The sequence below is a fragment of the Devosia sp. Root685 genome (assembly GCF_001427875.1).
GTDB lineage: Bacteria > Pseudomonadota > Alphaproteobacteria > Rhizobiales > Devosiaceae > Devosia.
On record NZ_LMHK01000002.1, the window covers coordinates 665974 to 680272 of the forward strand.

At 61.8% G+C, this 14299-nt stretch carries 15 protein-coding genes; 8 read left to right on the top strand and 7 right to left on the bottom strand.

The features are described 5' to 3' along the window. Window positions 1-224 precede the first annotated feature (224 nt). The 4 genes from rpmH (at window position 225) to yihA (ending at window position 3335) form a co-directional block, all read left to right on the top strand. On the top strand, window positions 225-359 hold the full coding sequence (gene rpmH / locus ASD83_RS20690) for a 50S ribosomal protein L34 (RefSeq protein ID WP_035077916.1): 135 nt from the start codon (window positions 225-227) through the stop codon (window positions 357-359). Between the two features lie 13 nt (window positions 360-372). Next, window positions 373-777: a ribonuclease P protein component gene (gene rnpA / locus ASD83_RS11630; protein WP_056311020.1), complete on the top strand. Its 405-nt coding sequence runs from the start codon at window positions 373-375 to the stop codon at window positions 775-777. Next, window positions 774-2612: a membrane protein insertase YidC gene (gene yidC / locus ASD83_RS11635; RefSeq protein ID WP_056311022.1), complete on the top strand. Its 1839-nt coding sequence runs from the start codon at window positions 774-776 to the stop codon at window positions 2610-2612. The genes rnpA and yidC overlap by 4 nt, the downstream gene beginning before the upstream one ends. Window positions 2613-2681: 69 nt before the next feature. Then, on the top strand, window positions 2682-3335 hold the full coding sequence (gene yihA, locus ASD83_RS11640) for a ribosome biogenesis GTP-binding protein YihA/YsxC (protein WP_056311023.1): 654 nt from the start codon (window positions 2682-2684) through the stop codon (window positions 3333-3335). Window positions 3336-3376: 41 nt separating this feature from the next. Here yihA and ASD83_RS11645 read toward each other — a convergent pair whose 3' ends face one another. The 5 genes from ASD83_RS11645 to ASD83_RS11665 form a co-directional block, all read right to left on the bottom strand. Beyond that, window positions 3377-4084 (bottom strand): type 1 glutamine amidotransferase, encoded by a 708-nt coding sequence (locus tag ASD83_RS11645; protein WP_056311025.1) that lies wholly within the window; start codon window positions 4082-4084, stop codon window positions 3377-3379. A 92-nt stretch (window positions 4085-4176) separates the two neighbouring features. Beyond that, window positions 4177-4671 carry a peptide-methionine (R)-S-oxide reductase MsrB gene (msrB, locus tag ASD83_RS11650; RefSeq protein ID WP_056311027.1) on the bottom strand — a complete coding sequence of 165 codons (495 nt, stop codon included), beginning with the start codon at window positions 4669-4671 and terminating at the stop codon, window positions 4177-4179. Between the two features lie 125 nt (window positions 4672-4796). Then, a complete protein-coding gene (locus ASD83_RS11655) occupies window positions 4797-5360 on the bottom strand; it encodes a fasciclin domain-containing protein (RefSeq protein WP_056311029.1) in 564 nt (187 codons plus the stop codon). A gap of 315 nt (window positions 5361-5675) precedes the next feature. After that, the gene (locus ASD83_RS11660) at window positions 5676-6377 is read right to left on the bottom strand and encodes an anti-sigma factor domain-containing protein (protein ID WP_056311031.1); all 702 of its coding nucleotides are present in this window, start codon (window positions 6375-6377) and stop codon (window positions 5676-5678) included. Continuing rightward, window positions 6374-6925 (bottom strand): sigma-70 family RNA polymerase sigma factor, encoded by a 552-nt coding sequence (locus tag ASD83_RS11665; RefSeq protein WP_056311033.1) that lies wholly within the window; start codon window positions 6923-6925, stop codon window positions 6374-6376. The genes ASD83_RS11660 and ASD83_RS11665 overlap by 4 nt, the downstream gene beginning before the upstream one ends. Window positions 6926-7113: 188 nt before the next feature. Between ASD83_RS11665 and argB the strand changes: the two genes are divergently transcribed. Continuing rightward, on the top strand, window positions 7114-8016 hold the full coding sequence (gene argB, locus ASD83_RS11670) for an acetylglutamate kinase (protein ID WP_056311034.1): 903 nt from the start codon (window positions 7114-7116) through the stop codon (window positions 8014-8016). A 236-nt stretch (window positions 8017-8252) separates the two neighbouring features. Beyond that, window positions 8253-9038 carry a sulfite exporter TauE/SafE family protein gene (locus tag ASD83_RS11675; RefSeq protein ID WP_056311036.1) on the top strand — a complete coding sequence of 262 codons (786 nt, stop codon included), beginning with the start codon at window positions 8253-8255 and terminating at the stop codon, window positions 9036-9038. A gap of 29 nt (window positions 9039-9067) precedes the next feature. Here the strand turns inward: ASD83_RS11675 and ASD83_RS11680 are convergent, their stop codons facing one another. After that, entirely contained in the window at window positions 9068-10555 is a 1488-nt protein-coding gene (locus ASD83_RS11680; RefSeq protein ID WP_056311038.1) for a DHA2 family efflux MFS transporter permease subunit, read from the bottom strand. Between the two features lie 5 nt (window positions 10556-10560). Continuing rightward, window positions 10561-11172: a TetR/AcrR family transcriptional regulator gene (locus tag ASD83_RS11685; RefSeq protein WP_056311040.1), complete on the bottom strand. Its 612-nt coding sequence runs from the start codon at window positions 11170-11172 to the stop codon at window positions 10561-10563. Window positions 11173-11346: 174 nt separating this feature from the next. Here ASD83_RS11685 and ilvA point away from each other — a divergent pair, with 174 nt between their 5' ends. After that, window positions 11347-12864 carry a threonine ammonia-lyase, biosynthetic gene (gene ilvA, locus ASD83_RS11690; RefSeq protein ID WP_056311042.1) on the top strand — a complete coding sequence of 506 codons (1518 nt, stop codon included), beginning with the start codon at window positions 11347-11349 and terminating at the stop codon, window positions 12862-12864. A 180-nt stretch (window positions 12865-13044) separates the two neighbouring features. Next, window positions 13045-14277 carry a hypothetical protein gene (locus ASD83_RS11695; protein ID WP_056311044.1) on the top strand — a complete coding sequence of 411 codons (1233 nt, stop codon included), beginning with the start codon at window positions 13045-13047 and terminating at the stop codon, window positions 14275-14277. Window positions 14278-14299: the final 22 nt, after the last annotated feature.

A 14299-nucleotide genomic window follows, 5' to 3' on the forward strand; every position in this document is an offset into this window, starting at 1 on the left:
AGATTCCGCGGCGGGCTAACAATGGCCCACTTATGCGGGCATATAGAGAGCCTGACAACAGGCTGGAAAGCACAAGCTTGAGGCCCATCGCGCGTTGACTTGCCCTATGCTTTTCCCTATAGACGCCACGAACAAAGCTGGCGCGCTCTGCCCGTCGGCCGGACAAGTTTATGTGCGCAATGCGCCAGCAATAGAGGAACCGTGCATCTGCGCGGTTGAAAGTCATGAAGCGTACTTATCAGCCCAGCAAGCTCGTGCGTGCTCGTCGTCACGGTTTCCGCGCCCGTATGGCCACCAAGGACGGCCGTGCGATTCTGAACCGTCGTCGTCGCGACGGCCGCAAGAAGCTCTCGGCCTAAGGCTGTTGGCCGGATGACGGCCGACGCGCAAAAGGTCGCGACATTGCGCCGTCTCCGGCGGCGCTCGCAGTTTTTGAGGGCAGCCCGGGGCAATCGCGCCGGGCGCTCTGCGTTTGGGCTACAGGTGATTGCAGCCGAAGACGAATTGCCCGGCGTGGGCTTCACCGTCACCAAGAAGGTGGGCAATTCGCCGGAGCGCAACCGCATGAAACGCCGCCTGCGCGCGGCTGCGGCAGCGTGTGCTGATGACTTTCGGCCCGGCCACGACTATGTGCTGTTGGCAAGGCGCGAGGCTCTGAGCCGGCCCTTTGCCAAAATGATCAATGACCTCAGCGGTCTCATCTCCCGCGTGCACGACGCTGACGCGGTGGACAATCGGATAGGGCCCGGGCGCGGCCAACGGAACTCGACACCATGAATTCTGACAATCGCAATGTGATTCTCGCCGTCGTGCTGAGCATGCTCGTGCTGTTCGGCTGGCAGTTCTTCGTTGCCGGACCGCAGATGGAACGCCAGCAGCGGCAAAACGAAATTGTCGCTCAGCAGCAGGCCGAACAGGCCGCTCTCGCTGTGCCCGCGACCAGTGCCGATGGCACGCCCGTGGCAACGACCGAGCAGCCGCTGTCTTCGCAGACCTTTGCCGATCGCCAGACTGCCATCGCCGCCTCGAACCGCGTTGCCATCGACACCGAAGACCTCGCCGGCTCGATCAACCTGACCGGCGCGCGCATCGACGATCTGCGGCTTGAAAAATATCGCGAAACCGTCGACCCCGATTCCCCGATCATTACGCTCCTTAGCCCCTCGGGCGCTCCGGGCGGCTATTATGTGGAACACGGCTGGGCTCCGGCCGCCGGAGCCACGGTCACCCTGCCCGATGCCAACACGGTCTGGGCCGTCGAAGGCACCGCCACAACGCTGACCGCCGCCACTCCGGTGACGCTGCGCTACGACAATGGCCAGGGACTGATCTTCCGCCGCACCATTGCGGTCGACGAGCACTATCTCTTCACCATCACCCAGACCGTCGAAAACACCGGTTCTGGCGATGTGGCCCTCTTCCCCTATGCCCGCGTCGTTCGCCAGGGCACCCCGCCGGTGCAGAACTTCTTCATCCAGCATGAAGGTCCGATCGGCGTTCTCGGCTCCAACAATTATGTCGCGCGCAAGTACCATGACCTCCAGAACGACCGTCAGGTGGATTTCCCCTCGACGACCGGCTGGCTTGGCATTGCCGACAAGTATTGGGCAACCGCCGTGCTGCCCAAGCCCGACGCCGGCATCAATGCGCGCTTTGCCTATTCGAGCCAGGGCACGACGCCGATCTACCAGTCCAACTATGTCGAAACTCAGCCGGTCGTCGTTCCGGCCGGCGGCACGGCGACGAGCGAAAGCTATGTCTTTGCCGGCGCCAAGGAAGACAATGTCATCACCGCCTACCAGGCCGAGCACGGCTTTGACCGCCTCGAACTGCTGATCGACTGGGGCTGGTTCCACTTCCTCACCAAGCCGATGCACTGGCTGCTGGTGACGCTCTATGGCCTGCTCGGCAATTTCGGCCTCGCGGTTCTCGCGGTGACCGTCATCGTCAAGGCGATCTTCTTCCCGCTCGCCAACCGCTCCTATGCCTCCATGGCCGCCATGCGCCGTGTGCAGCCGGAAATGAAGTCCATTCAGGAGCGCCTCAAGGACGACCGTCCGGCCCAGCAGCAGGCCATGATGGAGCTCTACAAGAAGGAAAAGATCAATCCGCTCTCGGGTTGCTGGCCGATCCTTATCCAGATCCCGGTCTTCTTCGCGCTCTATACGGTTATCTTCATCTCCATCGAGATGCGCCACGCCCCGTTCTTCGGCTGGATCCAGGATCTTGCTGCGCCCGATCCGACGAACATCTTCACCCTGTTCGGCCTGATTCCATGGAATCCGATGGCCCTGCCCTTGATTGGTTCGTTCCTCCATCTCGGCATCTGGCCGGTGATCATGGGCATCACCATGTGGGTGCAGATGAAGCTCAATCCGCCGCCGCCGGATCCGACCCAGGCGATGATCTTCAACTGGATGCCGATCATCTTCACCTTCATGCTCGGGGCTTTCCCGGCCGGTCTCGTGATCTACTGGGCCTGGAACAATACGCTGTCGGTGACCCAGCAATGGTTCATCATGAAGCGCCACGGCGCCGAGGTGAACCTGTTCGGCAACATCCTCGACAGCTTCCGCAAGAAGCCAAAGCCGGCAGAAGATTCAAAGAGCTAACAACATTCCCGCACCATACGGGGCCCGCTGGAAAACCCAGCGGGCTTTGTCTTTGAGGCCGAGGACCACATGACAGAAATCAATTATCCCACCGACCTCATCGAACGCGGCCGCCTGCTGTTTGCGCGCCCGATTCTCTTTACCAAGGGCTGCGTCAGCCTTGCCGACCTGCCGCCTATGGATCGGGTTGAGATCGCCTTTGCCGGCCGCTCCAACGTCGGAAAGTCGAGCCTGATCAACGCGCTATGCGGCACGTCGGGCCTAGCGCGTACGTCCAACACGCCGGGCCGCACGCAGGAACTCAACATCTTCGAGAGCCAGAGCGAAAACCTGCGCATCGTCGATATGCCCGGCTATGGTTATGCCAAGGCGCCAGAGCCCAAGGTCAAGGCCTGGACCAAGCTGGTGCATCAGTATCTGGTCGGCCGCGCCACTCTGCGCCGTGTCTACGTCCTCATCGATAGCCGCCACGGCCCCAAGGACAATGACATCAGCGTCATGAATGAATTGGACCACGCGGCGGTGAGCTATCAGGTCGTCCTGACCAAGGCCGACAAGCCCAATTCCGAAGATGTCGAAAAGGCCTTGGAAGCCACCCGCTGGCAGATTGCCAAGCGCCCCGCGGCCCACCCCCATGTGCTCCTGACATCGAGCGAAAAGGGTACGGGCATCAAGGATTTGCGGACCGAAATCGCCATGCTGCTCGCCAGCAGCGGCTCATAAAACAAAGGCGCATCCCTCGGATGCGCCTTGATTTTTTTCGACTACGCGCTGCGAAAGAACTTGCCGATGTAGTCGGCGGTTTGAGCGCTGTCGGAGCCTTGGGCAAAAGAAGCGATGCCTTGCTCTACAACCTCGTCCGGCGCCCGACCGCGGCGGAGTTCGACGAGGGCGCGGGCGTAGTCATCGTGGAATTCTGGATGCGGCTGAAAACTTAAAGCCTTGCCGGACTTATAGAAAAGCCCGGCATTAGGGGTAAAGTCTGACGCCAGGATCACCTCGGCCTCGGCAGGTGGCACGATCACCTGGTCCTGGTGCGAGCAGGCGATAGAGAGAGTTTCCGGCGCACCAGTCATGAAATCGGGGCGGTTGGTGACGCGATAGGCGTGGCGGCCGAGACCCCAGCCTTTCTGGGACTTTTGGACGTCTCCGCCGAGCGCATCGGCCATGATCTGGTGGCCGAAACAGACGCCGAGCATGGGCGTTTTGGCGGCATAGGCGCGGCGAATGAACTCGCGCAGCGGCGGCAGCCAGTCGTGATCTTCGTAGACCCCAGCCGGGGAACCGGTGATGACAATGCCCTCAATACGTGTGGGATCGGGTAACAGACTGTTCCCTTCGACAGCAACCACCTCGTAGCTAAAGCCATTTTCGGTGTTGTCGAACATGCGTTCGAACATTGCATGGTAGGGACCGAAATTGTCGCGAAGCGGTTCGGGGACATCCCCGGTCTGGATGATGGTGAGGCGCATCTGGATTTTTGGCGTTCGGAAGGGTGGCCCCACCTAGCGAGGTTCGGCGCTAGAGATCAAGAGCGCATCGCCTCAACACAGCCATGCCCCCCTCAGGCGGCGACGAATTTGAGCGACACGCCGTTGATGCAATAGCGGAGCCCCGTCGGCGCCGGTCCATCGTTGAAGACATGCCCCTGGTGGCCGCCGCAATTACTGCAATGGACCTCGGTGCGAACCATGCCGAACGTATTGTCCTCGGTCGAGCCGATGGCGCCGGGGACGAAATCCCAGAAGCTCGGCCAGCCCGTGCCGCTATCGAATTTTTTGGCGGATTCAAACAGCAGCTGATCGCAACCGGCGCAATGAAAGGCCCCGGCCCGATGCTCGTCATTGAGCGGCGAGGTAAAGGGGCGCTCGGTGTCTTCGTGGCGAAGGACATTGTAGGCCGCGGGATCAAGCCTGGCCTTCCATTCTTCGTCGGTGAGCTTGAACGGGAAATCGCCTTCGCCCGCCACCGGCGCATTGTCACCGCGCCAGAGCGTAAAGGCAGAGAGAGCGGCCATGGCCGTGCCACCCAAAAGAACTGCGCGTCGCGTCAACTGCATCTGACCTCTCCTGCCCCTCCGTCCATTATAGATCAGACCGACCTGGCCCGGCGTCAACAAATAGAGAGGCCCCGCCCGGAGGGAAGCGGGGCCTCGTACCTCATTCGGTAAAGGACCGAAGAAGGTTACATCTTGGGGGTGAGAACCTTGTCGATGACGTGGATGACGCCATTGGACTGGAGGACGTCGGCAATGGTGACATTGGCGACAGTGCCATTTTCGTCGGTCACGGTGACCTTGCCGTCAGCCGCCTTGAGGGTCAGCTTGCAGCCACCAACGGTATCGACGACATGTTCGCCGCCATCAGCTTCCACCATACCGACGATATCGGTCGAGAGTGCCTTGGCGGCAATCACGTGACAGGTCAGGATCTTGGTCAGCATGTCCTTGTTTTCCGGCTTCAGCAGGGTTTCGACGGTGCCGGCCGGCAGGGCGTCGAACGCTTCGTTGGTCGGAGCAAGAACGGTGAAGGGGCCTGGGCCCGAAAGGGTATCGACAAGGCCGGCGGCCTTGACCGCTGCGACCAGCGTCGTGTGATCGGCGGAATTGACGGCGTTCTCGATGATGTTCTTGTCGGCAAACATGGCTGCGCCGCCGACCATCGGATTGTCCTGGGCAAAGACGGAGCCGCTGAGGGCACCGAAGGACAGAATGGCGGCGACGGAAACAGCGCGCAGGGAAATGTTCATTTGGGAGTTCCTTCCTGTTTATTTCTTGCCCGGTCATTGCGGGTCACAGGGAGGTACGGAGGGGTAGCGGGACGAGTTTCAGGATTTTGGGCGGTATATTTTTTGCAAATGCTGAAACTGTTTGGGGGTTGGTTTCGTATGCGCGGAGGGCGGGTTGGCTGATGAAACGGTGCGAGCCGTCACCCCCTCCCAGCCTCCCCCATCAAGGGGGAGGTGTTGCATCGCGTTTGGGGTTGCTTCTCGTCACAGCCACTTGCTCTTTATCTCCCCCTTGATGGGGGAGGATGGGAGGGGGTGTTTCTGTTTCGGTAAACCCTAGATCTTGGTGACTGCGCCCTGTGCCACGACCGGGCCGGTGGGCACGCCGGCGGGGGCACCGCCCTTGGGTTCGAGGGTGATCGCGAGGACGGAGCCTTCGCCCCAGCCGGCGCGCACTGCGTCCGAGAGTTCGACCGTGCTGCGTGCATTGATCGGCACGACGCCCATGGAGATGGGCGAGCCGCCACCCTGGATGGCCCAGAGCTCGTAGTCATTGTTAGGGAGCGCATCGCCCGAAAGGGCAGTCAGCCGAACCGCGCCGGTGCCATCGTAAAGCGCGAGGAATTGCACATCGCTGCCTTCGGCACGAAGCGCCGCCACCAGTTGATTGGCGAGCGCGGACGAATCCGGTCGTGGTTGCATGACGGAAAAGCCCACCGCGACCGCAGCGACCGCAAGTGCCCCAGTCGCAACCGAGCGCCACAGGGCGAGACTATCCCACCAGGACGCGCGCTTTTCCTGCCCAAACAGCCGGGTTTCGATTCGCGGAAAGATGTAAGCGGGCGGCGTTACCGGCTCGAACTGTTCGTCGAGCCCGGAAAAGTGGCTGACCCAGAAATCATGTTCGCGCTGCAGCAGCGGATCGCCGGCAATCCGCCTGCCCATGGCCTCGTGTGCCGACGCACCGAGCAGGCCGAGGACATATTCCGCGATTGTGGCGCGGCCATCATCCCCTTCGTGTCTTTCTTGCTCGCTCATGAGGTCAGGCACTCTTTCAACTTGGCAAGGCTCCGGCGCAGCCAGGTCCGCATGGTGTTGAGCGGCACGGCATGGCGTTGAGCCAGTTCTTCGTAGCTGAAACCATCGAGATAGGCGCCCCGCACCGCCTCGGCGCGATCGGGCTCAAGCGTACCGAGGCAATGGGCAATGCGCGCACTGTCTTCGGCCTGCTCTACCTGACGCTCGGGACTGGGGCCCAGATCGGCGATATCGAGGGCGACATCGATGTCTTCGCTGACTGGTCTTTTGACCCGCACCTTGTCGAGTGCATGATTGCGGGCAACAGCAACAAGCCAGCTGATCGGGCTATATTGACCGGCCACATAGCGGTCGGCCTTTTGCCAGATCTTGACGTAGATTTCCTGGATCGCTTCCTCGGTTTCAGCTCTGTCCCTCAAGATACGCAGGGCCACCCCGAAAAGTTTCGCGCTGGTGCGCTCGTAAAGCACCCGGAAAGCGGCCCTGTCGCGCAGGGCGCAACGGGCTATGAGGTCCGCAATGGCGCTCGCATCAGCTTGCGTTGACATGTGTTTGGATATGCCTCCCGGCCCCCTCAGGGCTATATTGTTCAACGTGCCCGTCGCTCTTGCAACGCAAATCGGGGAGAAATGGATCAATGGCCATGATTTTGTCGTTCAGAATGATTTAAACCCACGGCAAAATGGACTAGACCCTTGGCCCGTCCGCAGGTCTTCTTGAGGAAACCACCACGCCCATGTCTGACCAAAACACGACGACCGACCGCTTCAGCCACGATGCCGGCATTCTCGCCCAGGCCCTGCCCTATATGCAGCGCTATGAGGGCAAGACGGTCGTGGTGAAATATGGCGGCCATGCCATGGGCGATCTCAAGCTCGGCCAGGCCTTTGCCCGCGACATCGCGCTTTTGAAGCAATCCAAGGTCAATCCCATCGTCGTGCATGGCGGCGGACCGCAGATTGCTTCGATGCTGAAAAATCTCGGCATCGAATCCAAGTTCGAAGGCGGCCTTCGCGTCACCGATGCGCGGACCATGGAAGTGGTCGAGATGGTGCTTGCCGGCTCGATCAACAAGGAAATCGTCGCGCTGATCAATGCCGAAGGCGAATGGGCCATCGGGCTTTGCGGCAAGGACGGCAATATGGTCTTTGCCCGCAAGGCAGAGAAGAAGGTGAAAGACCCCGGCTCCAATATCGAGCGCGTGCTCGATCTCGGGTTCGTCGGTGAGCCGGTCGAGGTTGACCGCACCCTGCTCGATCTTCTCGCCCGCTCGGAAATGATCCCGGTCATCGCCCCGGTTGCCCCGGGCCGCGACGGCAATACCTATAATATCAACGCCGACACTTTTGCCGGCGCCATTGCCGGTTCGCTCGGGGCCAAGCGCCTGTTGTTCCTCACCGACGTGCCCGGCGTTCTCGACCGTAATGGCAAGCTCATTCCCGAGCTGAGTGTTTCCGACGCCAAGGCGCTGATTGCGGACGGCACGATTTCGGGCGGCATGATCCCAAAAGTCGAAACCTGCCTTGAAGCGCTCGACAACGGCGTCGAAGGCGTCGTGATCCTCAACGGCAAGATGCCGCATGTCGTGCTGGTCGAGCTATTCACCGAGTTTGGCGCCGGCACGCTGATCGTTCGGTAAGAGAGCGGCGCAATTTCTGGCGCCGGCACACCCCCACCTAGCCTCCCCCTTATAGGGGGAGGGACCGGCCGTTGGTGCACAGATATCGTAGCAGGGCCTGATGCATCCCTCCCCCACAAGGGGGAGGTCAGGTGGGGGTTGGCGCGGCACACGCTGAACAATCCACCTGCAAATGCTCGGAACTCGTTCTCCGCGAATGGTGTTTCGGCCTTCTGTGTTCCGACCTGTGAGGCATTTTGGGCTCTGAGTTTTTCATTTTCCTCGCTGTGGGATTTTTAGCCCAGATCGTCGATGGCGCGCTGGGCATGGCCTATGGCGTTGTCAGTTCCACCATGCTGCTTTCCTTCGGCGTGCCCCCTGCCGCCGCATCGGCCAGCGTTCATGCGGCGGAAATGTTCACGACGGCCGCCTCGGCCACGAGCCATGTGCGCAATCACAATGTGAACTGGAAGCTGTTTTGGCGGCTGGCGCCGGCCGGGATCCTCGGCGGCGTGCTCGGCACCTATCTTCTTACCGCCATCGATGGGGCGGTGCTGCGCCCGTTTGTGACGGTCTATCTGGGGCTGCTGGGGGTCTATATTCTCTATCGCGCCTTTCGCGCCCGCCGGGCGTACAAGGAGCCGCGCACGCAGATCGTCCTGCCGCTCGGGGTTGCGGGGGGCTTTGTCGATGCGGCGGGCGGGGGCGGCTGGGGGCCGATCGTGACGACGAGCCTGATCGGTTCGGGCGGCGCGCCGCGCTATATCATCGGTACGGTCAATACGGTCGAATTCTTCGTGACCACCGCGGTTTCGGTGGCGTTCATCACCGCACTCCTGACCGGCCACTGGGCCGATGCCGAAGGGATCGACCAATATTTCTGGTCGGTGGCGGGGCTGGTGGTGGGCGGCATTGCCGCGGCGCCCCTTGCCGGCTTTGTGGTGCGGGTGCTGCCGGCCAATCGGCTGATGCTGCTGGTCGGGACGCTCGTCGTATTGCTGGCCTGCTATCAGACCTGGGAATTGCTGTTCAAGGCCGCGTAAAAAGGGCCGCGCGAACGCGGCCCCCTCATTCAGACTTCGATGGCGACGTGCTGTGGTGCGCCACCCTGTTTCTTCGGGCTCGGCGCCTTGAAGAGGAAGGCGAGGAAGAAAACGAGGCCAAAGCTGATCACCTGATACCAGAGGGCCAGCGAGCCTGCCTCGGCAAAGGCTGCGTGAGGCGCGACGCCGCCGCCGAGCGACGTGCCGAGCCTGCCGAAGAACAGTTCCCCGATAATGGCGACACCAAGCGCGCCACCAACCTGCTGGAATGCCTGCAGCGCGCCTGAGCCCGCACCCGCATCGCGGCCCGGCACATTGGCAAGGACGAGCTGGAACAGCGAGGAGAAGCCGAGGCCAAGGCCGATGCCGGCAATGAGGAGCGGCAGGAGGAAGGCCCAGTGATCGACGCTGTCGGTGACCCCGGCAATGTAGAAATGCAGCCAGCCGATGCCGAAGGTGAGCAGAGCGCCGGCAAGGGCCAGACGGCCGCGCAGATAACGGGCGCCGAAGCGGCCGGCGATGAGCGAGGCAATAAGCACACCCACCGAGAACGGGGTATTGGCGAGGCCCGATTCAAGCGGGGTGAAATCAAAGCCACCCTGCAAGAGCAGCGAAATCACCATGAACATGCCCGGAATGCCCGAGGCGAAAATGGTGACGACGAGAGCACCGAACATGAACTGGCGGTTGGTGATCAGATCGAAGTTCAGCAATTGCGACTGGCCGAGCGCAGCGCGGCGGCGGGTCCAGAAGACGAACGAGACGAGGAGCGCGAGACCGGCAATGATCATGCCGAAAGCCCAGACGGGCCAGCCATAGGCGCGGCCTTCAACGATTGGAAACACCACCGCCATGATGCCGAGGCCGAAGAGGCTAATGCCGACATAGTCGTTGCGCAGCGTCGGGTGGCCGGGAAGACGCGGAATGAGGAACCAGCCGGCAACCACCGCGGCAATGCCGATCGGGATATTGACGAGGAAAATCGGCTGCCAGGAAAGGCCGAAAAGATTGGCCGAGATCAGCACACCGCCAAGGATGGGACCGCAGACCGAGGCAAGGCCGGCCGAGAGGCCGAACAGCGAAAAGGCCTGGCCGCGTTCGTGCGGCGGGAAGGTGACGGTGGCGATGGCCAGCACCTGCGGGGTCATCATGGCGCCGGCAAGACCCTGGATGATGCGAGCGACGATCAGGAACTCGATGTTTGGCGCGAGGCCGCAAAGGGCCGATGCCACGGTGAAGCCGGCGACGCCCCAGAGGAACAGCGTCGTACGGCCCAAAATGTCGCCGAGGCGACCGAAGGGCAAAAGCCCGAGCGCGAAGGCGAGAATATAGGCGGCGACGACCCATTCGATCTGGTTGTCGGTGGCGCCGAGGTGGTCGCGCATCGAGGGGAGCGCCACATTGACGATGGTGACGTCGATCAGATTCATGAAATTGGCGATCAGCAGCACGAAAAGGCCGACCCAGCGGCGTGGATCGGGCGGTGCATCGGCCGCATGGGCGTGAGGAGAGGACATGAGGTTCAGCCTTGATTGGAAACGGGGAGGGAAAAGGCGCGCTCGAGCTCGGCGATGACGAGTTCGAGCGAAGCGCGGCGATGGGGACGCCAGCAATCGGAGAGGGAGGCGGTGACCATGATAGCCGCGGCATCGGGGTCGATATCGGGGCGAAAGGAGCCATCGGCGATGCCGATGCGGAAGATTTCCGCAAACTGGCCGGTCCAGAAGGACTGCATGGGCAGGATAATGTCGGCGATCGAAGCATCGCGGCGGGCGCGATCGACCAGTTCGCTGAGAACGCCGATGACTTCGGGCATTTCCGCGACAGTTTCGCGGAATTCGTCGAACTCGATGCGCAATTGCGCGAGGCCCGGCAGGTCCCGGCGGGGATGGCGCAGCGCCTGGCTCTTGAAATCGGTCCGCAGCGTCGCCGCCACCAGCGCCACCAGCGCCTCCTTGGTGGGCACGTGATAGTGGAGCGTTGCGATATTGATGCCGACGCGCTCGGCAATATCGCGCGTGCGCAGCCCTTCGAGGCCCTTCTCGATGATGAGGGCGCGCGCGGCACGGGCAATGGCAATGCGCCGCTCGTCGCCGCTTTCGCGCTTATGGAACTGGGTCTGTTCAGGGCACATGGAGGTGTGGGAGTCTCGTTTGGGTGCGCTCCAATACACCCGGCGCACTCCTCAATCAATCATTTGATTGAGAAAATGTGCCATGCCGGAAACGCATGCGGCTTTGCTAAGGCGGGGCGTTGACATTTGCTGTCAGCAGGCGTCCTTCACCCCCATATTCTGGGAAGCCGTGCCATGACCGACTATGTGCGAAAAATCCTGACTTCAGCGGTTTACGAGGTTGCCGAGGAGACCGCGCTCGACCCGATGCGGCTGCTCTCGACCAGGTTGGGCCAGGAAATTCTGCTCAAGCGCGAGGACCTGCAGCCGGTCTTTTCGTTCAAAATCCGCGGCGCGCATAATCGCATGAGCCAGTTGACCGGCGAGGAACGTGCGCGCGGCGTCATCTGTGCGTCCGCCGGCAATCATGCGCAGGGCGTGGCGCTTTCAGCGACGCGGCTCGGCGTGCGCGCGGTCATCGTCATGCCGACGACGACGCCTGATATCAAGGTCGATGCGGTGCGCCGGCTCGGTGGCGAGGTCGTGCTCTTTGGCGACGGATTTGACGCAGCGCGCGCCCATGCTGCGGGGCTGGCGGAGCGGCATGGCTATGTGTTCGTGCACCCATTTGACGATCCCGATGTGATTGCCGGCCAAGGCACGATCGGCATGGAACTGCTGCGCCAGCATCCGGGCGAGATCGGCGCCATCTATGTGCCCATCGGCGGCGGCGGATTGGCGGCGGGGATCGCAGCCTTCGTCAAATTCCTGCGGCCCGAAATCAAGGTGATCGGCGTCGAGCCCGAAGAAGCCGCCAGCATGAAGGCCGCCATTGCCGCCGGTGGGCCGGTGGCGCTCGATCAGGTCGGGCTCTTTGCCGATGGCGTCGCGGTGCGACAGGTGGGCGACGAGACGTTCAAGCTCTGCCGGGACCTGCTCGACGATATCATCACCGTCAGCAATGACGAGATTTGCGCGGCTATCAAGGATATCTTTGACGACACGCGCGCCATTGCCGAACCGGCAGGCGCACTGGCGCTCGCGGGGCTCCGCCGCCATATCGAAATGGGCGATGCGCCCAAGGGTGCGCTGATCGCCATCAATTCGGGCGCCAATGTCAATTTCGACCGGCTGCGCTATGTCGCCGAACGCGCCGAAATCGGCGAGCGGGCCGAGGCTCTGCTGGCCGTGACCATTCCCGAAGCGCCCGGCAGCTATCGCGCTTTCATTCGGCTCCTTGGTCGCCGCGCCATCACCGAATTCAACTATCGCTATGCCCATGCCAGCGCTGCCCACATTTTTGTCGGCGTCAAACTCGCGCAGGGCGACAGGGAAAAGCGCGAGATCATCGATCTCCTCACCGCCAACGGGCTCGGCGTCACCGACATGACCGACAACGAGGTCGCAAAACTCCATGTGCGCTACATGGTGGGCGGAAGGGTGGCGGGGTTGACGGACGAAATGCTGTTCCGCTTCCAGTTTCCCGAACGGCCCGGCGCGCTCCTCACCTTCCTCGAAGGGTTGAACGACGCCTGGAATATTTCCCTATTCCACTACCGCAATCATGGTGCCGATTATGGGCGGGTGCTGGTGGGCGTCGAAGTGCCGGAAGCAACGCGCGCGGACTTTTACGCCCATATCGACGCGATCGGCTTTCCCTATTGGAACGAAACGGAAAATCCGGCCTACCGGCAATTTCTTGAAACAAATTGAACCGATTTCCGTAAGACGAGTTCGACATGCAGGCGAAATAAAGCGTCACTATAAGCGTTGACGCAATTCTGCCGTACATCGACTGCAATTCACTGCCCTAGGGGCAATCAAACCGGGGGGCAGCGCGGGGGTTCGATACCGACGACCGCGCCCTTCACAACATCGAGGAAGACGCAGACCATGATGAAAATCAACAAGATCCAGGGCCTGATGCTGGCATCTGGCATGGCCACGCTCGCGCTGATGCAGCCGGCCATGGCGCTCGACGCACAGACATTCGTCGATCGTATCGCTGCGGTCTACAAGATTGGCGGCTATGACATCAAGTTCGGCACCGCCACGCTCGATGGCACGACCATCACCGTCGATGGCGCCACTGTCGCCATCCCCGGTGTGGACGAACCCTGGACCGTCGATACCGAACTGACCTTCGCCGGCGTTGCCGAAGGCGAGGACGGCAGCTTCACCGCCGACACGCTGACCATTCCCGATATCGACACTGAATTCGCCAAGGATCCGGTCGGCCATCTGTCGCTGGTCGATATTTCGGCCACTGACATCTACCTGCCGCCCGAAGACAAGGTGAATGTCACCGCGCTCCTTCAATCCGTCGGCAGCCTGACCACCGGCCCGCTGTCCGTGACCCGCGACGGCACCGAAGTGATCACCTATGACTCCATCGAAGCGGTCAACGAATTCACCTATGACGACGCCGATGCGCTGACCGACATTGCCTCGACCTTTGCCGTCAACGGCATCTGGGCCGATCTCTCGACCGTTTCCGAAGAAGATGCGGAAGCCGGCGCGGTGATTGAGGCTCTGGGTCTGACCGAGATCAACGGCAATATCAGCCAGTCGATGACCTGGAACATGACCGATGGCCACCTGGACATCGATAACTTCCTCTTCGACTTCGCCGATATCGGCGCCATCAACTTCAAGGCCGACATTTCCGGCTTTACCCCGGCCGTGCTCGAAAAGGTCTATGCCGTGGAAGCCGCCTCGAAGGGTTCGACGCCGGAAGAAGTCCAGGCCCAGCAGATGATGGTGGGCATGGAACTGCTCCAGGCCCTGACCCTGACGGGTTCGAGCCTGCGCTATGACGATGCCGGCCTTTCACCAAAACTGCTCGACATGTTCGCCGCCCAGTCCGGCGCCGACCGCGCCCAGTTTGTCGAAGGTCTCAAGGCCATGGTGCCCCAGCTTGTCGGCCAAGCCGGCATTCCGGCCCTGACCGATCTCGTCGTCCCGGCCGCCAATGCCTTCCTCGACGATCCCAAGAGCATCGAAGTCGCTGTGCGTCCGGCAACCCCGACGACGCTCCTCGTCCTTAGCGCCGCTGCCGCCAACCCGGCCGGCCTGATCTCGGCGCTTGGTCTGGCGATCACGGCAAATCAGCCCGCTGCCGAATAACACGCTTTTGCGAGCCTCCTAC

Bases quoted from the DNA above. Each gene is read 5' to 3' on its own strand.
- rpmH (WP_035077916.1), top strand. From the start codon at position 225: ATGAAGCGTACTTATCAGCCCAGCAAGCTCGTGCGTGCTCGTCGTCAC.
- rnpA (WP_056311020.1), top strand. From the start codon at position 373: ATGACGGCCGACGCGCAAAAGGTCGCGACATTGCGCCGTCTCCGGCGG.
- yidC (WP_056311022.1), top strand. From the start codon at position 774: ATGAATTCTGACAATCGCAATGTGATTCTCGCCGTCGTGCTGAGCATG.
- yihA (WP_056311023.1), top strand. From the start codon at position 2,682: ATGACAGAAATCAATTATCCCACCGACCTCATCGAACGCGGCCGCCTG.
- ASD83_RS11645 (WP_056311025.1), bottom strand. From the start codon at position 4,084: ATGCGCCTCACCATCATCCAGACCGGGGATGTCCCCGAACCGCTTCGC.
- msrB (WP_056311027.1), bottom strand. From the start codon at position 4,671: ATGCAGTTGACGCGACGCGCAGTTCTTTTGGGTGGCACGGCCATGGCC.
- ASD83_RS11655 (WP_056311029.1), bottom strand. From the start codon at position 5,360: ATGAACATTTCCCTGCGCGCTGTTTCCGTCGCCGCCATTCTGTCCTTC.
- ASD83_RS11660 (WP_056311031.1), bottom strand. From the start codon at position 6,377: ATGAGCGAGCAAGAAAGACACGAAGGGGATGATGGCCGCGCCACAATC.
- ASD83_RS11665 (WP_056311033.1), bottom strand. From the start codon at position 6,925: ATGTCAACGCAAGCTGATGCGAGCGCCATTGCGGACCTCATAGCCCGT.
- argB (WP_056311034.1), top strand. From the start codon at position 7,114: ATGTCTGACCAAAACACGACGACCGACCGCTTCAGCCACGATGCCGGC.
- ASD83_RS11680 (WP_056311038.1), bottom strand. From the start codon at position 10,555: ATGTCCTCTCCTCACGCCCATGCGGCCGATGCACCGCCCGATCCACGC.
- ASD83_RS11685 (WP_056311040.1), bottom strand. From the start codon at position 11,172: ATGTGCCCTGAACAGACCCAGTTCCATAAGCGCGAAAGCGGCGACGAG.
- ilvA (WP_056311042.1), top strand. From the start codon at position 11,347: ATGACCGACTATGTGCGAAAAATCCTGACTTCAGCGGTTTACGAGGTT.
- ASD83_RS11695 (WP_056311044.1), top strand. From the start codon at position 13,045: ATGATGAAAATCAACAAGATCCAGGGCCTGATGCTGGCATCTGGCATG.